Annotated in this window: 17 protein-coding genes; 7 read left to right on the top strand and 10 right to left on the bottom strand. The window is 63.7% G+C overall.

Annotated elements, in window-relative coordinates; all coding sequences use genetic code 11:
• The first annotated feature begins 48 nt into the window (after positions 1-48).
• Positions 49-1,113, top strand: coding sequence for an alpha/beta fold hydrolase (locus tag AC0L2U_RS12390; RefSeq protein WP_367144619.1), 1,065 nt, complete (start codon positions 49-51; stop codon positions 1,111-1,113).
• Between the two features lie 44 nt (positions 1,114-1,157).
• On the opposite strand, the gene pyk is transcribed toward AC0L2U_RS12390, so the two are convergent.
• Positions 1,158-2,594, bottom strand: a complete 1,437-nt coding sequence (gene pyk, locus AC0L2U_RS12385) for a pyruvate kinase (protein ID WP_013529204.1) — start codon at positions 2,592-2,594, stop codon at positions 1,158-1,160.
• The gene (locus AC0L2U_RS12380; RefSeq protein WP_127327661.1) at positions 2,591-3,079 is read right to left on the bottom strand and encodes a DUF1036 domain-containing protein; all 489 of its coding nucleotides are present in this window, start codon (positions 3,077-3,079) and stop codon (positions 2,591-2,593) included. The genes pyk and AC0L2U_RS12380 overlap by 4 nt, the downstream gene beginning before the upstream one ends.
• Positions 3,080-3,324: 245 nt before the next feature.
• Here AC0L2U_RS12380 and AC0L2U_RS12375 point away from each other — a divergent pair, with 245 nt between their 5' ends.
• The 3 genes from AC0L2U_RS12375 (at position 3,325) to AC0L2U_RS12365 (ending at position 5,741) form a co-directional block, all read left to right on the top strand.
• The gene (locus tag AC0L2U_RS12375) at positions 3,325-4,122 is read left to right on the top strand and encodes an N-formylglutamate amidohydrolase (RefSeq protein WP_127809054.1); all 798 of its coding nucleotides are present in this window, start codon (positions 3,325-3,327) and stop codon (positions 4,120-4,122) included.
• Between the two features lie 11 nt (positions 4,123-4,133).
• Positions 4,134-4,442 (top strand): DUF1244 domain-containing protein, encoded by a 309-nt coding sequence (locus tag AC0L2U_RS12370; RefSeq protein ID WP_473601972.1) that lies wholly within the window; start codon positions 4,134-4,136, stop codon positions 4,440-4,442.
• A 123-nt stretch (positions 4,443-4,565) separates the two neighbouring features.
• On the top strand, positions 4,566-5,741 hold the full coding sequence (locus tag AC0L2U_RS12365) for an MFS transporter (RefSeq protein WP_127809053.1): 1,176 nt from the start codon (positions 4,566-4,568) through the stop codon (positions 5,739-5,741).
• Here the strand turns inward: AC0L2U_RS12365 and AC0L2U_RS12360 are convergent.
• Positions 5,705-6,613 carry a LysR family transcriptional regulator gene (locus AC0L2U_RS12360; RefSeq protein WP_127809052.1) on the bottom strand — a complete coding sequence of 303 codons (909 nt, stop codon included), beginning with the start codon at positions 6,611-6,613 and terminating at the stop codon, positions 5,705-5,707. The two genes, AC0L2U_RS12365 and AC0L2U_RS12360, sit on opposite strands and share 37 nt — an antisense overlap.
• A 114-nt stretch (positions 6,614-6,727) precedes the next feature.
• On the opposite strand from AC0L2U_RS12360, the gene AC0L2U_RS12355 reads away from it, so the two are divergent.
• Together AC0L2U_RS12355 and AC0L2U_RS12350 are read left to right on the top strand one after the other, a co-directional pair.
• Positions 6,728-6,937, top strand: a complete 210-nt coding sequence (locus AC0L2U_RS12355; protein WP_127321943.1) for a DUF680 domain-containing protein — start codon at positions 6,728-6,730, stop codon at positions 6,935-6,937.
• Between the two features lie 98 nt (positions 6,938-7,035).
• A complete protein-coding gene (locus AC0L2U_RS12350) occupies positions 7,036-7,995 on the top strand; it encodes an SDR family oxidoreductase (RefSeq protein WP_473601971.1) in 960 nt (319 codons plus the stop codon).
• Positions 7,996-8,058: 63 nt separating this feature from the next.
• Here the strand turns inward: AC0L2U_RS12350 and AC0L2U_RS12345 are convergent, their stop codons facing one another.
• The 6 genes from AC0L2U_RS12345 to AC0L2U_RS12320 form a co-directional block, all read right to left on the bottom strand.
• Positions 8,059-8,217 carry a DUF3309 family protein gene (locus tag AC0L2U_RS12345; protein ID WP_127809050.1) on the bottom strand — a complete coding sequence of 53 codons (159 nt, stop codon included), beginning with the start codon at positions 8,215-8,217 and terminating at the stop codon, positions 8,059-8,061.
• A 92-nt stretch (positions 8,218-8,309) separates the two neighbouring features.
• Entirely contained in the window at positions 8,310-11,489 is a 3,180-nt protein-coding gene (locus AC0L2U_RS12340) for an efflux RND transporter permease subunit (RefSeq protein WP_127266905.1), read from the bottom strand.
• 82 nt (positions 11,490-11,571) lie between these two features.
• Entirely contained in the window at positions 11,572-12,744 is a 1,173-nt protein-coding gene (locus AC0L2U_RS12335; protein ID WP_128287765.1) for an efflux RND transporter periplasmic adaptor subunit, read from the bottom strand.
• 154 nt (positions 12,745-12,898) lie between these two features.
• The gene (locus AC0L2U_RS12330) at positions 12,899-13,507 is read right to left on the bottom strand and encodes a hypothetical protein (protein WP_127323174.1); all 609 of its coding nucleotides are present in this window, start codon (positions 13,505-13,507) and stop codon (positions 12,899-12,901) included.
• On the bottom strand, positions 13,504-15,777 hold the full coding sequence (locus AC0L2U_RS12325) for a xanthine dehydrogenase family protein molybdopterin-binding subunit (protein WP_128287766.1): 2,274 nt from the start codon (positions 15,775-15,777) through the stop codon (positions 13,504-13,506). The genes AC0L2U_RS12330 and AC0L2U_RS12325 overlap by 4 nt, the downstream gene beginning before the upstream one ends.
• 2 nt (positions 15,778-15,779) lie before the next feature.
• Complete coding sequence (locus AC0L2U_RS12320; RefSeq protein WP_473601970.1) at positions 15,780-16,241, bottom strand: (2Fe-2S)-binding protein; 462 nt, start codon at positions 16,239-16,241, stop codon at positions 15,780-15,782.
• A gap of 122 nt (positions 16,242-16,363) precedes the next feature.
• On the opposite strand from AC0L2U_RS12320, the gene AC0L2U_RS12315 reads away from it, so the two are divergent.
• A complete protein-coding gene (locus AC0L2U_RS12315) occupies positions 16,364-16,960 on the top strand; it encodes a TetR/AcrR family transcriptional regulator (protein ID WP_127322484.1) in 597 nt (198 codons plus the stop codon).
• Positions 16,961-16,993: 33 nt separating this feature from the next.
• Here the strand turns inward: AC0L2U_RS12315 and AC0L2U_RS12310 are convergent, their stop codons facing one another.
• Complete coding sequence (locus tag AC0L2U_RS12310; protein ID WP_127270167.1) at positions 16,994-18,127, bottom strand: patatin-like phospholipase family protein; 1,134 nt, start codon at positions 18,125-18,127, stop codon at positions 16,994-16,996.
• Positions 18,128-18,154: the final 27 nt, after the last annotated feature.

The raw sequence follows: 18,154 nt of genomic DNA, 5'->3' as shown, positions 1-18,154 counted from the left end.
CCCCTACTCCCCTACAACTTATCCCCCTCCACCTCCGTATCTCCCCTCATGAACCTGATCTACGCCGCCCTTGCCTTCCTGATGGCGCTTATCTTCGGCTTTGTCGGCGTCACCCGCGTCGGCTCATGGCTGATCGAGCGTCGCAATCCGCCGATCGGCGAGTTCGCCGACATCGACGGCGCCCGCATCCACTATGTCCATGTTCCGGCGCCCGCCAATGCCGAGCTGCCGCCGATCGTCTTCATCCACGGCGCCAGCGCCAATCTCAGGGACCAGATGCTGCCGCTGCGCCCCTTGCTCGAAGGCCGCGCCGAAATACTGTTCTTCGACCGGCCAGGCCATGGCTGGTCGGGTCGCGGCACCAACAACGAGAACCCGTCGGCGCAGGCCAACACCATTGCCGCACTGATGGACCATCTCGGCATCAGGAATGCTGTCATCGTCGGCCATTCCTTCGGCGGCGTGGTGACATCGGCCTTTGGCCGCGAGCATCCAGACAAGACGCTCGGGCTCGTCTTTCTCGCACCGGCGACCCACCCATGGCCGGGCGGCGCAACCGCCTGGTACTACGATCTGACCACCATGCCGGTGCTCGGTTGGTTATTTTCCGAAACGCTCACCTATCCGGCGGGAGCCCTGCAGATGGCCGACGCCACCACCTGCGTCTTCTCGCCCAACAAGGTGCCGGACAATTATCTCAGCTCGGCCTCTATCCCGCTGGTGCTGCGACCAACAGCCTTTCGTGCCAACGCCACCGATGTCGCCGGGCTCTATCGCTACGCGCTCGCCACCGCACCGCGTTACGCCGAGATCAAGGCGCCGAGCGTGGTGATTTCAGGCGACCGCGACAAGGTGGTCTATGCACATATCCATTCGGCCGGCCTGGCGCGCGACATTGCCGGTGCCGAACTCGTCTGGGTGCACAATCTCGGTCACAAGCCAGACTGGATCGCGACCGACCTGACCGTCGGCGCCATCGAGAAGGTCGCTGGCAAGAATATAGACCTGCAGGCGATGGCCAGGACCGTGGAGGCGCGCATCGCCGGCGACGCCTACGGCGCCGGCAGATGCGCCGATATCAAGGTACCGCAGGCCGAACTTGCGCCGACCTAAAGCGGGCCGCCTGAATCCGTTCAGAGGCGACACGCTTCAGGAATCTAGCGGCTGACTTGTGTGTCCGAACCGATATAGGCGATGCGCAGCATGTTGGTCGAACCCGGTGTCCGCAGCGGCACGCCCGCGGTGATGATGACGCGGTCGCCAGGCTTGCCGAAGCCTTCGTCGAAGGCGATGCGGCAGGCGCGATTGACCATGTCGTCGAGATCGACGGCGTCGGGTGAGACGACGCAATGCGTGCCCCACAAAAGCGACAGCCGCCGCGCCGTGTTGAGGATCGGCGACAGCGCGATAACAGGCACCTGCGGCCGCTCGCGGGCGGCGCGCAGGCCTGTGGTGCCCGATGCGGTGTAGGTGATGATCGCCGACAGCTTCAGCGTTTCGGCGATTTCGCGCGCGGCCAGCGAAATGGCATCGGCGCCGGTCGCTTCCGGCTCGGAGCGCTGGGCGTTGATGATGCCGGCATAGGTCGGATCGGTTTCGACCTTGGTGGCGATACGGTTCATCATTGCCACGGCCTCGACGGGATAGGCACCCGCCGCCGATTCCGCCGACAGCATGATGGCATCGGCGCCTTCGAAGACGGCGATCGAAACATCGGACACTTCGGCGCGGGTCGGCACCGGCGCCGTGATCATCGATTCCAGCATCTGCGTTGCAACCACCACCGGCTTGCCGGCGCGGCGTGCCGCGCGCGTGATCTGCTTCTGGATGCCGGGCACCGCCTCGAGCGGCATCTCGACGCCGAGATCGCCGCGGGCGACCATCAGCGCGTCGGACAATTCGATGATCTCGGCCAGCCGGGCGACGGCCTGCGGCTTTTCGATCTTGGCCATGATCAGCGCCCGGCCGCGTGCGATCTTGCGCGCTTCGGCCAGATCCTCCGGCCGCTGCACGAAGGACAGCGCAACCCAGTCGACGCCTGTGGCCAGCACGGCATCGAGATCCTTGCGGTCCTTTTCGGTCAGCGCACCGACCGGGAGGTCGGTGTCGGGCAGGCTGACGCCTTTCTTGTCGGAAATCGTGGTGCCGGCGACGACGGTGCAGACGATCGACTTGCCGTCGCTCTTCACCGCCTTCAGCTCGAGCTTGCCATCGTCGATCAGCAGGCGATGGCCGGCTTCGACCGAGCTCAGGATTTCCGGATGCGGCAGATAGACCCTGGTCGAGGTGCCAGGTTCGGGATTGTCATCGAGGGTGAAGGTCTGGCCTTGCGTCAGCACTTCCTTCCCGTTGGCGAACTTGCCGACGCGCAGCTTCGGTCCTTGTAGGTCGGCGAGGATGCCGATCGGCCGGCCAACCGCTTCCTCGACAGCGCGGATGCGTCCGACCAGCGTGCGCATCAGTTCATGGTCGGTATGGCTCATATTGATGCGGAACACATCGGCGCCCGCTTCGAACAGTTTCTTCAGCATCTCCTCCGACGAGGAGGCCGGACCGATGGTGGCTAGGATCTTGACCTTGCGGCTACGTCTCATTGACTGTTTGTTCCCGGGGCGGCTGGAGCGCCTCCCGTTGTGGACTCATCGGTCAGCTGGACCATCCAGCTTGCCTGTTCGCCCGTGTCATATTCCTGGAATCCGGCGCGCTGGAAGCCCCGGGCGACGCAGTCGGTCACGCCGGCGATCTTGAACTCTTTTTCAGCCACGCACATATTGATCGGGCCGTCCCAGCGTCCACCGCGTTCGGCGTCTTCTGCATAAAGATAGTAAAACCTTGATGACAGCGGCCCTTCGATCAGCGTCTTGCAGCTCGATCCCTCGATGTGCCACCAGCCTTCGGTGATCCAGCCGGCCTTGGCGCGATAGCCGATGCCGACACCGACCAGGTTCTGCGTGGCGTTGCAGACGCGGAAATCGGCACGCGCCGGCGAAGCCACGACCATCGCCGACAGGCCCATGGCAAAAGTGAGGAGCGGCATGGCAAAGGCAGAGCGCATGCGCTGCCCGCCGGCGGAACTCATCCGAAAACCCCTCAAAAACCACATCAGCATCTCTCTGCGCCCCTTTTCGGAAAAGTCCGGGCGCATGTCAACGCACCGTTTTGTCCAATTCCAATCGATTTAGAAAGGCTCCGGCGCACAATTCGCCGACGTGTGCCAGATTTCCCGGGAAACCTTGGCCAAACAACGGCATTGCGCAAGCGTCGTCTTCGTGGAATGACGATAGCACCCTCCCCGGAAGCCCGCGAACAGACCATTTCCCGCCAATGACCCGATCCACAGTTTTCGCGCCTTTCGACATCATCGAGGGCGACCGCAAGCGAGGCATCGTGCTGTTGGGCGATCATGCCCGTCGCGACCTGCCCGACGACTACGGCAGCCTCGGCCTGCCCTCGGCCGAGTTCGACCGGCACATCGCCTATGACATCGGCGTCGAGGCGGTGACGCGCGAACTGGCTGCCCTGCTCGGCGTGCCGGCGGTGCTCGCCAATTTTTCGCGACTGCTGATTGATCCCAATCGCGGCGAAGACGACCCGACGCTCATTCGCCAGCTTTATGACGGCACTGTCGTAGCTGGGAATTACCCCATTACTGCCGATGAGCGCGAGAGGCGGCTCGACGGGTTCTACCGGCCCTATCACGACGCCGTCGGCGCCATGATCGCATCGGTCGCACAGGCTTCCGCCCAGACGCCCTTCATCTTTTCGGTGCATTCCTTCACCCCGGCCATGCAAGGAATCCAGCGTCCTTGGCACGTCGGCATCCTGTGGGACCTCGACGACCGCGTGGCGCGGCCTTTGATAGACATGCTGTCGCAGGACAAGAACCTCGTCGTTGGCGACAACGAACCCTATGACGGCGCGCTGCGCGGCGACACCATGTACAAGCACGCCATCGTCAACGGCTTCGCCCATGCGCTGATCGAGATCCGACAGGATCTGATATCGGACCAGAAGGGCGCGCTCGCCTGGGCCGAACGGCTGGCGCCGATCGTTGACGCGATCGACCGCCGTCCCGATATACATGTGGTGAAGATGTTCGGCTCGCGCACCGGGCCGCTATGACGGAGGTTTCGATGACCGAACTCAGCGGCGAGCAGCAACGCGACTTCGAAGCGGCCGCCTTCCGCCGGCTGGTCGAGCATCTGCGCGAGCGCAACGATGTGCAGAACATCGACCTGATGAATCTCGCCGGCTTCTGCCGCAACTGCCTGTCGAACTGGTATCGCGAGGCAGCCAATGCCGAGGGCGTCGATCTCACCAAGGATCAGTCGCGCGAGATCGTCTACGGCATGCCTTATGGGGAATGGCAGGCGCTGAACCAGACCGAGGCCTCCGACGCCAAGAAGGCCGAATTCGAGGCAAGGCGCCCCCAGGATCATTGACGCCGTCGCCCCAGCGATCGCCTAAGGCTATGTTTGGCCCAAAATGCTTCCCGAAAGAGCCTTGACTGAAAATTGAATCGATCTAATTTGCCGCGCGAAGCCATTTTCAGCGGGATTCGCCTCATGAACGCGTCAATTGCCAAGCTGACTGCCATTCGCGGACGATGGGCGCTCGCGGCCATTTTTCTCGCCAACGGCTTCCTGACGGGCAGCTGGGCGCCGCAGATCCCGGTGTTCCTGACCCGGCTGGAGATTTCGAAGTTCACGCTCGGCCTGCTGATTCTCTTATTCGGCGTCGGTGCCGTCGTCGCGATGACCTGGTGCGGCCATTTGATCTCCAGACATGGCTCGCGCACCGTACTGCGCTGGTTCGCCCTGTGCGGCAGCCTCGGTCTGATGGTCGTGGCGCTGGCGCCCAACGTACCGCTGGCGGCCGCGGCCATGATCATCTTCGGCGGCTCGATCGGTGGCATGGACGTTGCCATGAATGCCAATGCCGTGGTGGTCGAACGGCGGCTCTCCCGCGCCGTCATGTCGTCCTCGCACGGCTTCTGGAGTCTCGGCGGCTTCGCCGGCGGCGGCCTCGGCGGCTTTGCCATCCAGCACTACGGCCACCTCGCCCACGCGGCGGCGGTAACGGTGTTTGCCTTCGCGGTGATCGCGGTGGCCGTTCGCCATCTCCTCACCGAAGACAGCCCGCAGGCAGCCGAGCACCACAAATTCGCACTGCCGGCAAACCCGCTGGTTTATCTGATCGGACTGATGGCGCTGCTGGCGATGATCTCCGAAGGCGCGGTGCTCGACTGGGCAGCCCTGTATCTGCGCCAGGAGCTCGGCGCCGATCTTGCCGTTGCCGGCCTCGCCTACGCCGGATTTTCGGGCGTCATGGCGATTACGCGGTTCTTCGGCGACGGCATACGCAATCGCTTCGGCGCGGTGACGACGCTGCGCGTGTCGGCCCTGGTAGCAGCGGTCGGCATGCTGGTGGCTGGCCTGGCGCCCTCGCCCTGGCTCGCCATTGCAGCCTTTGCCTTTTGCGGCTTCGGCATCGCCAATATGGTGCCGATCATCTTTTCGGCCGGCGGCAACCAGGAAGGCATGTCTTCTGGCACCGGCATGAGCGTGGTCACCACTATCGGATACTGCGGCATACTGGTGGCGCCGTCGGCGATCGGCTTCGTTGCCGAGCATTCCAGCTTCGGCCCGATCTTCATCACCATGTCGGGACTGCTGATCATCGTGTTGCTGATGGCCGGGCTCGCTCACCGCGCCGAATTCGCGCCAGCACCCGCCGAATAGCGTTTCAGCTCCTCGTGGAGGAAATCCACCACACGGCGGATGCGCACGCTGGTACGCACATCGCGATGCATCGCCAGCCACACCGGCAGAACCGGCAGCGGCAGGTCAGGCAGCACCTTCTCAATCAAAGGATCCCTGTCGGCCAGCGGCTCCTGGCCGAGGCCAATGCCGTTTCCCGCCCGCACCGCTTCCCACAAAACGATCTGGTTGTCGGCCCTGAAGCGGAAGCTGCTCCGGGTGACGGGGATGCCATGCTGGGTAAAGCCCCTGATGATCTCGTCGCCGCGATCGAAGCCGACCAGATCGTGGTCGACAAGATCGGCAGGCTTCAGCGGACGGCCGCGCCTGTCGAGATAGGATTTGGCCGCGCAGGCGCAGAGCTCGATATCGCAGACCTTGCGTGCCGTCAGCTCGTTCTGCGCCGGCTTGACCATGCGGATGGCGATGTCGGCATCTCGACGCAGCAGGTTCTCGACCTGGTTCGAAGCAACGATCTCGACCTCGATGCCGGGCTCCTCGATCCCCAGCCGCATCGTCATCTCAGGCAGGACATACGCCGCCACGACCTCGCTGGCGGCGATGCGCACCGTGCCTTCGATGGCCTCGACCGAACCCAGCGCCAGGAGTGAGAAGGCGCTTGCCTGCTCGCTGACCGCCTTGCCGCGTTCGAACAGCGTGCTGCCGGCCTCCGTCAGTTCGTAGCCGTGCCGTCCTCGACGGAACAGCGTGACGCCCAGCGCCTGTTCCAACTCGCCGATGTGACGGCCAAGCGTCGGCTGGCTGGCCGAAAGCTTTCGCGCGGCGGCCGACAGGCTGCCGGATTCTGCCACGGCGACAAAGCTCTTGATCAGGTTCCAGTCGATTTCAGTCATTCATTTATGAATATCAGAACGCCATCTGTAGTCAATTTCCATTCGCATTCGGAGCGACCATATTCCGGCTGCAGACACCAACACGGACTGCAAACACCAACCAGGAGAACTCAGATGACCAAGATCGCCCTCACCGCCGCCGCCATCCTCATTTCCGTCAGCGCCGCTTTTGCCGGCAGCGACAAGTTTGGGTCGAACGACGCCAGCCAGCCGGCTGTCACCAGCACCGACAACACGACCACCGCTTCGATCCACAACCCGGATGCGGCCGTCCGGCAACCGGTCACGCAGGGCAGCAACCGCGACCTCTTCGGCAGCCGCTGATCTCGATCGCGCTCGTCGCTGATCTCGATCGCGCTTGTCGCTGATCCCGATCGCGCGTCCAGACCGACCACGCAAATCCCAACCCAGGAGTGCTTCCAATGACCAGTATCGCAATTCTCGGTGCCAGTGGCCGGCTCGGCCGCGTGGTCGCCAAGGCCTTCATCGACGCGGGCTACGAGGTTCGCGCAGTCACCCGCAACGGCAAGGTGCCGGCCGAACTCAAAGGCGCCACAGCCGTTGCCGGTGACGCGCTCGACCGCGTGGCCCTCATCCGCGCCACGCAAGGTGTCGATATCATCTTCAACGACCTCAACCCGATCTACACCGACTGGGGCAAGTGCCTGCCGATGGCGCAGAATGTCATGGCTGCCTGCCATGCGAATGGCGCACTGCACCTCTTCCCCGGCACCGTTTACAATTACGGCTCACCGATGCCGGCGGTGATATCGGAAGACACACCCTTCCATCCGAGCACGCAAAAGGGCCGCATCCGCTGCGCCATGGAGGAATTGTTTCGTCGCGAGGCCGACGCGGGCCGCGTCCGCACCATCCTTCTGCGGGCCGGCGATTTCTTCGGCGGCACCGGCAGCGGATCATGGTTCGACCTGATCGTTGCCGCCAAGATCAACAAAGGTATCTACACCGCGCCTGGCCCGGTCGACCTCGTACATGAATGGGCCTATCTGCCTGACTTCGCTGTGGGCTTCGTCGCGCTGGCGCGCAATCTGGACAAGCTCGGCTTCTATGAAGCGCTGAACTTTCCGGGCCACGCGGTTACCGATCTGCAGATCAAGGCCGCTGCCGAGAAGGCTATTGGTCGTCCGCTCAAGATGACTTCGATGCCCTGGTGGGTACTGCGCGCTGGCAGCCCGTTCGTAGCGATGTGGCGCGAGATCGTCTCCATGTCCTACCTGCGCTTCGAGCCGCATCAACTGGCTTCGATGCGGCTGGAAGGCATCGTCGGCGAGATTCCGCACACGCCGTTGGATCAGGCGGTTGCTGAAGCGCTCGGGGATATCGGCATTGCCACCGTGACCTGCGTTGCGAAAGCTGCCTGACCTCCGCGATAGCGGGCGATGCTCCTCCGCAGATTAACAATCTCCGCGGACTGAGAGGGCGCCTCAGAGCCGTCCCATCAACAGCAGCACCATAAGCAACACCAGCACCACGCCGACAATACCCGAGGGCCCATAGCCCCAGGAGCGCGAATGCGGCCAGGCCGGCACCGCGCCGATGAGGATAAGGACCAGGACGATGATGACGATGGTGGTGATCGGCATGAGAACCCCGCAATTCGACTTTTCTCCCAAGAACAATGCAAAAGGCCGCCCGGTTGTTACGGGCGGCCTTTGCCGGTCAAATCGGCAATGATCTATTCGGCGGCTTTCGGAAAGGCGATATCCGGCCCGGCTCCGGCATCCCGCCCTGGCGCATCGGTCGATGAAATCTCGACCTTGCCGCGCCGGAACAGACGGCTGATCAAGCCGCGCCGTGCGCCCGGCTTGACCTTGGCGCGGGTGAACACCATCAGCATCGACGGCGTCACCACCAGCGTCAGCACCGTGGCGAAGGACAGGCCGAAGACGATCGCCGAGGAGAGCGAAATCCACCATTGCGTCGACGGCGCGTTGATCGTCGTCTCGTGATGGAAGATTTCCAACCCGAGGCCGAAGGCGATCGGCAGCACGCCGAGAATGGCCGACACAGCCGTCAGCACGACCGGGCGGGCGCGCTCGCGGCAAGTCTGCAGCACCGCCTCGACCTTGTCCCAGCCTTCTTCACGCAGCCGGTCATAGGTGTCGATCAGCACGATGTTGTTGTTCACCACCACGCCGGCCAGAGCGATGACGCCGATGCCCGACATGACGATGCCGAACGTCTCGCCGGTTATCAGCAGCCCGAGGAACACGCCGATCGTCGCCATGACCACGCAGGACAGCACCAGCCAGACGCTGGTGAACTTGTTGAACTGCGCCAGAAGCACCAGGAAGATCAGGAAGATCGCCGCCCCGAAGGCCTTGCTGAGGAAGGCGCTGGCTTCGGCGCTGTCCTCGTTCGAACCGGCCAGCTTCCAGCGGATGCCGCTGCCGAGATCCATGTCGGAGACGGCCTTGGTGACCTGCTCCTGCACAGCCGCGACCTGAGCGCCGGCGGCGACGTTGGCCTGGACGACCACCGTACGCGCGCCGTCGATGCGGTTGAGGATGCCGACCGTCGGCTCGGGCTTGCGCACGACGAAGTTCGAGATCGGCACCGAGCCTTGTGAGGTCTGCACCCTGAGTTCGTCGAGCGTCGACAGCGTGCGCCGGTCTTCGGGCAGGCGCAGCCTTATGTCGACCGCGTCGTCGGCGCCGGCGGGCCGGTATTCCGAGAGCTTCAACCCGTTGGTCACCAGTTGCACCACCGTGCCGACCGAGGTTGGGCTGATGCCGTACTGCGCCGCCTTGGCACGATCCACCTCGAGCGCCCAGTCGACACCGGGCGGCGGCAGGCCGTCGGAAATATCGATGACGCCGGGCACCTTGCCGATGCGCGCCGCGACCTCACGGGCCTTGTCGTCGAGCCCCTTGGGGTCGACGGCCGAAAGCCTGATCTGGATCGGCTTGCCGGTCGGCGGACCGGCTTCCGGCACGCGCACCTCGACATCGACGCCGGGAATGCCGGCCATGACGCCGCGCAGATCGTCCAGGATGTGGTTCGCCGACTTGCGCTCGCGCCAGTCGATAAATTCGTACTGGATGACGCCGACGACGTCTTCGGGGATATCCTGGCCGCCGCCTTGCGTCTTGCCGACGCGGGTGTAGACCGACTTCACACCCGGCCAGCCGAGCAGCCTGTCTTCCGCGATCTTGGTCGCGGTATCCATTTCGGCCAGCGAAAGATTGCCGCGCGCATGCACGTAGAGCAGGCCATAATCCGGCTCGACATTCGGGAAGAACTCGACGCCGGCGCCGTATTTCGAATAGGCAAAGCCGACGCCGAACAAGAGCGCGACGGTCAGCACCAGCACGGTGATGGGGAAGCGCACCGCCTGCTTGACGATCGCCATGTACCAGCCGTCGCGATTGTCATCCTCATGATGCGGCGGCGCCTTGGCGAAGATCGCACCCAGCGTCGGCGCGAAGACAAGCGCGTAGAGCATCGAGGCCGATAGCGTGACGATCAGCGTGATCGGCATGTACTTCATGAAGTCGCCGATGATGCCCGGCCAGAACAGCAGCGGCGAGAAGGCGGCGATGCGCGTCATCGTCGCGGCGATGACCGGACCGGCCATGCGCTTGGCGGCGAGCGCGAAGGCTTCCTCCTTCGGCATGCCCTCGCTCATCCGCCGTTCGGCGAACTCGGTGACGATGATGGCATCGTCGACCAGCATGCCGACGGCCAGGATCAGGCTGAACAGCACGATCATGTTGATCGTGTAGCCCATCATCGCCAGCAGCAGGATGCCGATCAGGAAGGACGACGGAATCGCAAGCCCGATGAGCAGCGAGGCGCGGCCGGACAGCGCGTAGAGGATGACGATGAACACCAGGATGACGGCGATCATCACATGGTTCTGCAGGTCGCCGAGCAGCTGGTTGACGAAGACCGACTTGTCCTGCGTGTAGGTGACGTTCATGCCCTCGGGCATCGACTTGACGAACTCGTCGGACACCGTTCGCACCTTGGCGATGGTGTCGATCAGGTTGGAGCCGATGCGCTTCTTGACTTCGATGGCGATGGCCGGCTTGCCATTGAGACGGGTCACCGTCTCGGCATCCTTGAAGGTCGAACGGATCGTCGCGATGTCCTTGGCCTGCACCACGGCATTGGGGCCGGCGACCACCGGCAGTGCGGCGACATCCTCCGGCGTTTCGATCAGCGACGGTACCTTGACGGCGTATTTGCCCTCCGAGCCTTCGATATTGCCGGCGGCGACCAGGCTGTTGGAGTTGCCGACCGCACCGATCAGTTGATCGAGTTGCAGCCCATAGGAAGACAGCTTCATCGGATCGATGACGACCTCGACGAGATCGTCGCGCGCACCCTGCAGCGAGCCCTCGAGAACACCGGGAACCTCCTCGATGCGGTCGCGCAGTTCACGCGCGGCGGCGGTCAGCACGCGTTCGGGCAGATTTCCCGAGAGCGTGACGACGAGCACGGGAAATTCGGAAATGTTGACTTCGGTGACGACGGGTTCTTCCGCCGCCTGCGGCAGGTCGGCCTTGGCGTCCTGCACCTTGCTGCGCGTGTCCTGCAGCGCAGTGGCCAGATTGGTCTGCGGCTGGAATTCGACCAGCACGTAGCCGCCGCCCTGGAAGGCGGCCGAACGCATCTCCTTGAGGCCCTTCAGGCTTTTCAGCTTGCTTTCCATCGGCCGCAGCAGAAGCCGCTCCGAATCCTCGGGCGAAATGCCCTGGTAGATCAGGCTGACATACATCATCGGAATCGGAACGTCGGGCTCCGCTTCCTTTGGCGTCGCCTGATAGGCGACCCAGCCCGCCAGCAGAAGGAAGACGAGGACCGAAATGGTCAGGCGGGCATTGTTGATTGCGAGTCTGACGATATCCATGGCTAACGCCTGTTCTTGAATTTCCACGAGCTGCGTCGCAGCCGATTGTCCCCGCCCAGGGCTAGGCCGTCGCGATCTCTTCCTACTGCGTGCCGGCCGTCGCTTCGCCGAGCAGCTTCTTGATGATCGCTTGGTCGGCCTCGACCGGATTGACCAGATCGCCTTCCTTCACCAGTTCCTGGCCGGCGACGATGATGCGGGCGTCGGCCGGGATGCCGCCGAGGACGAGGCCGGTCGGCGTGTCATCGACGAGGTCGATGGGGAAGAACGCTACCTTGTTGTCCTTGCCCACGGCACGGATGCCGAGGTCGCCCTTGTCGCCGAGCGTCACGACCGAGCGCGGCAGCAGCACCGCGTCGGTGGGCTGTGCGTTGAGCGAGATTTCCGCTGTCATGCCGGCCGGCACCGAGCCGTCGGCATTGGGGACGGCAACCTCGACGCGGAAGGTGCGGGTCGCCGACGAGGCGTCGCGGCTGATGTAGCGCACGGTGCCTTGGACGGTCTGGCCGCTGACCAGCCGTATGGTGGCCTTGTCGCCGAGCTTGAGGTAGCCGAGATCGCGCTCGCTGACTTCGCCGCGGGCAATCACCGGATCGAGCTTGAGGATGGTCGCCACCTCGCCGCCTTGCATGATGGAGCTGCCAAGTTCCACCGGCACCCGGTCGATAACGCCGTCGAAAGGCGCCTTCACCTCGTTGCGGTCGAGTTCGGCCTGTGCCGTTTCCAGTTGCGACTGCGCCGAGGTCAGGTTCGAGCGTGCGGTGTCGAGCTGCAGCTTCGGCAGATTGCCTGATTTCATCAGCCGCAAGGCTGCGTCCAGCTCGGCCTGACGCTGCACCACCAATTGCTTGGCGTTGTCGACCATCGAGATCTTTTCTTCCGCCGCAAGCATCAGCACCAGATCCCCCGTCTTGACGTGATCGCCTTGCTTGACAGGCAGCTTGTCGATGACACCGGCGACGCGCGTCGCCAGCACCGCCCGCTTGTCGGCTTCGGTCAGCCCGGAAATGCGGATGGCACGTGCATAGGTCTTGCGTGGCGGCGTCACCACAGCGACCGTGCGCAGCGGTGCCTTCGGCTCGGCTTCCGCCGGCTTCGGCTTCGCCGCATCGGGCGCCTTGGCCTGTTCGGCTTCGGCTGCCTTGGCTTTGTTGGCGGCTACGCTGCCGACTGACGAAAACTCGCCTGTCGCCATCCATGCCGCGAAACCAATGAGCACAACAACGGCTGCAAGCTTGTGAAACCTGATTCTCATCGTCGTTTTTTCCACTGCGGGTTCGGCCAGCGTCCTCATAACGCGGGCGCGTCGCCGATATGGGTGCGCGCCGGGCCGTGTTCAATTTGCCGTGATCGGCGAAGCGCGCTTCTACATCAAAGTTGCACCGCAATATAGTCTGAAAGTTGCAAGATCATTGCGCCACCGGGCAAGATGCGCCCGCCGCCGCCCAGTTTTCGATCGCTTGATAGGTCGCTTCGGCGGAGCCCGGAGCCGGTTCACGACCCGATCCCGGCGCCCAGCCCCAGGCGACCAGTCTGTCGTCGCGAACATGCACCGCGATGTCCTTCAAGCTGCGGTTGCCATTGCGCAAGGGATCCTTGATCTGGGCGCAGATTTCGGCCGAGGACTTGCCGAACCAGGCCATCTCGGCTGGCGCCAGATGCCAGTTCTCGGCCCCGGGCGGCCCGTGCAATGCCCTGGAATTGCTGGAGAAATGGCAAGTCATGCAACGCAGGCCCGGACTGCCGAAGCCCGACCCGTCAGCACCGCGCTGGACATTGAAGGCGTGCACGCGCGTGCCGCCGTAATGCGCACCCGACCAGCGCGGTCGCTCGTCCGCGACATGACAGTCAGCGCAGCGCGGATGCGAGAACACCGCATAGACCTTGTCCCATTCGGACAGGGCTTTTGCTGTGTCGACTGCCACCGGCGCCGGCGTCTGGCTCTCTTGCGCGATCGCAAACGATGCTGCGAGCACAAGCATGGCAGCAGGCGTCAGCATGATGACGAGCTTCTTCATGCGAAGGCCACCGTTTTCGACAGCGGCAGCGTGCGGATGCGCTTTCCGGTGAGCGCGAAGATGGCGTTGGCGAGCGCCGGAGCCGCCGGCGGTGTGCCGACCTCGCCGACGCCGCCCATCCTGTGGAAGTTTTCCAGGATGGCCACTTCGAATACCGGGCACTGGAAGATCCGCATGGCGTCGAAATCGTGGAAGTTCGACTGTTCGACCATGCCGTCGGCGAAGGTGATTTCCTGCCCCATCGCCGCCGAAAGACCGTAGATGGCCGCCGAGATCAGCTGCGCCTCGATGATGCCGGGGTCGAGCGCGGTGCCGACATCGGCGGCGATCCACACCTTCTCGATGCGGATGCCGGCCGGCGTGTCCGCCACCTGGACGATCTCGCCGACCCAGCTGCCGAAGGACAGCGTGAAGGCCATGCCCCTGGCCTTGCCGGCGGGCAGCGCCTCGCCCCATTTCGCCATCGCGGCGACTTTCTCCACCACCTTCACCGCCGAGGGATAAGCGGCCATCAGTCTCTTGCGCATCTCGACCTGATCGATTTTTCCGGCAATGGCGATCTCGTCCATGAAACCCTCGTGGAAGAAACCGTTGACCGAGCTGCCGACCGAGCGCCAGGAGCCGACGGGGATGGAGACCGGCGCCGCGACACCGCTGACCCGGTAATTCGGGATGGAGTAGGGTTGGTCGTAAGCGCCATCGACGATGGTCTTGTCGGGACCGAGCGGCGATATCGAAGGGAACAGCCGGCGCAGCATGCCGGCAATCACCGATGGTGAGGCCATCTTCATGTCGACGGCCACCGGCATGCCATCGTCGCCAAGCCGCGCCTGGAACTTGCCGATAGCAGCCGGCCGGTAGGCGTCGTGGCGCATGTCTTCCTCGCGCGTCCAGGTTACCTTGATCGGACGCCCGCCCGTCTCTTTCGCCATCAACGCGGCACACAGCGCGTAATCCGTCTCGACGCGCCGGCCGAAACCGCCGCCCATGAAGGTGGTGTGCACATTGACCTTACCCTGCTCGATGCCGACCGCGTTGGCGCAAAGCTGCCGCACCAGGGTCGGCGCCTGGTTGCCGCACCAGATGTCGAGCGCACCGTCCTTGAACTGTGCCGTGGCGTTCATCGGCTCCATCGTCGCATGCGCCAGATAGGGCACGGCATAGTCTGCCTCGACGATCCTTTCGCGCGGCGCGTCGGCAAAAGCGGTATCGACGTCGCCATTGTCGCGCATCACCGACCCCTTGGTGGCAAGCGCCTGCTTCAGCACATCTGAAATGGCAGCGCTGCCGAGCGGGTATTCGGGATCGAACCACTGGGCGTCGATCGCCTCGGCCGCCTTGAATGCCGCCCATGTGTTGTCGGCGATGATGCCGAAGCCATGGCCATAATTCGTCTCAAGCGGCACGATCTTGATCACGCCGGGCATTTTTTCGGCCCTGGAAAGGTCCGCCTTGACCGGCTTGGCCCAGAAGCGCGGGCTCATCTTGACCGTGCCGTAGAGCATGTCCGGCAGCCTGACATCGATGCCGAAGATCGGCGCCCCGGTGACCTTGGCCAGCATGTCGATGCGCTTTTGCGGCTTTCCCAGCAGCTTCCAGTCGGCTTTGTCCTTGAGCCTGACTTCGTCCGGCGGCGCCATCGCGGCGGCAGCCGCGGCGACCGCGCCATAGGTCAGCGACTTGCCCGACGCCTTGTGCAGGATCGAACCGTCGGCCGTTTCCAGATCGGCTGCGGCAACACCCAGTTCTTGCGCCGCAGCCGCGATCAGCATCTGCCGGGCAGCGGCACCCGCTTGCCGCATCTTGTCAAAACCATCGCGTGTCGAAGCCGAACCGCCGGTGCCCTGCAGGGCAAGGAACTTGCCAACCACGCCGAGACCCGAGCGCACCGCTTGCGCCGTCATGCTCTCGTCGAAGAAGGCGAACGGACCGCCCTCTTGAAGGATCGCGGCGTTGTAGTAGGCATGGGATGCTGGTCCATGCTCGACCTTAACCCGGTCGAGCCCGACGTCGAGTTCCTCTGCGACCATGGCCGCCAGCGTCGTCGAGATGCCTTGCCCCATCTCGGCGCGCGGCGCGACGATGGTGATGGTGTTGTCGGCGCCGATCTTCACATAGGGGTTGAACGTCGCCTCGCCCTTGCCGAGTTCGGCCTCGAGCGGGTTCGGAAAAGGCTTGCGATAGTAGTAATAGCCGACGGCAACGCCGCCCGCGACAGCGGCAGCGCCGATCAGAAACGTGCGGCGGGCGATCTTTCCGACACTGGCCATGGTCAGAGACCCGCCGTCTTGAGCGCCGCGGCCTTCTTGATGGCCGAGCGGATTTTGGGGCAGGTGCCGCAGCGGCAGAGATTGCCGCCCATGGCATTGTCGATGTCGGCATCGCTTGGGTCGGCGACTTCATCGAGCAGCGCCACCGCGCTCATGATCTGGCCGGCCTGGCAGTAGCCGCATTGCGCGACTTGTTCCTCCAGCCATGCCTGCTGCACCGGATGCAGTCCGCCTGCTGTCCCGATGCCTTCAATGGTGGTGACGGCGCCGCTGACCTGCCCAACCGGGAGTGAGCAGGAACGCACCGGCTGACCGTCCACATGCACCGTGCAGGCGCCGCAGGCCGCGATGCCGCAGCCGAATTTCGGCCCGGTCTTGCCAATGAGATCGCGCAGCGCCCACAACAGCGGCATGTCCGGATCGGCATCGATATCGAATGACTGCCCGTCGACGGTAAGGCGCATGGGGATACCCTTTGTTGTCGTCCGCTGCCAAGGGCGAAGCGTCCTCTCGGCCATTTCACCTAATACAGATTGACAAATTTCGTCATTTTGTCAAATAGGATTTTGCAGGATAGAATTGCTCCATGAACCAGATCGAAGACATCACCGCCACAGACCCCAAACGCGTCCGTATCCTGGATGGCGCGATGAAGGTGTTTTTGGCCTATGGTTTCTCGCGCACCACCATGGACGATATCGCCCGCGCCGCAGACATGTCGCGCCCGGCGCTCTATCTCCTGTTCAAGAACAAGACCGACATTTTCCGCGCCATCGCCATGATGATCCTGTCACGCTCGGTCGAGGCGGCAAAGATTGCCCTATCCGGCGATGGCCCTTTCACCGAGCGCATGATGCGGGCCATCGACGAGGCATTCATCTCGATGATGGGCGCGGTCGTTGCTTCGCCGCACGGCGCCGAATTGCTGGACATGAAATCGAGCCTTGGCGATCTGGTAGGCTGCTGGCGCGGCGGGCTTGGCCAACACATCGGCGCCGCGATCGAGCGCGAGGCAGCCAGGAACGGCGTCGACCTGGCGGCCAGAGGCCTGTCGGCGCAACTGCTTGCCGACATGCTGCTCGACGGGCTGGAAGGCATGAAGGCGCGGATCAGAGATCCGGAGGGACAGCGGCAGGCGGCCGCTGCCCTGATCAGGGTGATCGACCTGACCTTGAAGGCATGATTGCGGACCAATCGATGCACATTGATTGGTCGCTCAGGCGCGCCGGCGCTCTGCCTCCGGGTTCTTGCGCGCCGCAAGAAATTCCTTGACCCGCCGGCCAGGTGCCGGACCGCGCACCGGCTTGAAGCCGTCATCGAGTTCGCCGGAGAGATCGAGCGTAGGTCGCTTGCCGACGGCCTCGTAATTCTCTTCCAGCCAGTCGCTGGCGGCGGTGCGGCCGAGATCACGCAGGTAGGTCAGAAACGCCCATTCGGCGTTGACCTTCGAGGACGCCGACAGGTCCTTGAACGCCTCGTCGGCATCGATGCGGTGCATGCGGATGTCGCGATACTCGCCATGCGGCAGACGGCCGGCGGCGATCAGTTCCTTGACGAAGGCGATCGAGCGGAATTCGCGCAGCAACCCGGCGTTGAAGGCGATCTCGTCGATGCGGTTCTGGATCTCGTTGGCGCTTCTTGGTGTTCCCTCCCGCACCACCGGATTGATCTGCACCAGAAGCACGTCCTCGGTCGCAGCCGTCTTGAAGAACGGATAAAGCGCCGGGTTGCCGCCATAGCCGCCATCCCAATAGGGCACCCCCTTGATCTCGACAGCACGGAACAGTTGCGGCAGGCAGGCCGAGGCCATCACCGTGTCGAGGTCGATCTCGCCATCGGAAAAGACGCGCAACTGTCCGGTCTCGACATTGGTCGCCGAGATGAACAGTTCCATCGACTTGCAGGCGCGGACATTGTCGAAATCGATCTCCTGCTGAACCACGTCGCGCAGCGGGTTGAAGCCGAGCGGATTGGCGACATAGGGCGAGAACACCCGCGACATGGTGTCGAAGAAGACATAGCCAGGCGTATTCTCGATCGACCAGTTGCCCCAGGCGACATCCCACGGCATGCGGTGTACCGGGCTGAACCGGCCCTTGGCCGCCACCGCGCGCCAGAAATCGTCAAGTTTCTGCCGCGCTCCCTCGACACCTCCGCGCACATATCCGTCGGCCAGCGCCACCGCGTTCATGGCGCCGGCGCTGGTGCCGGACACTGCTGATATCTCCAGCCGTCCGTCCTCCAGCAGGCGGTCGAGCACACCCCAGGAAAAGGCCCCGTGCGAGCCGCCGCCCTGAAGCGCGATGTTGATCTTCTTCTTTGTCTCCTCCGCCTTGCCGTTTTTGGTCATGGCGTCGTCCTTGGTTCGTTTTGGATA

This window comes from Mesorhizobium sp. WSM4808 (assembly GCF_055811675.1).
Note: the sequence above shows the minus strand (reverse complement) of the source record. Positions and strands in the feature narration are given on the sequence as shown.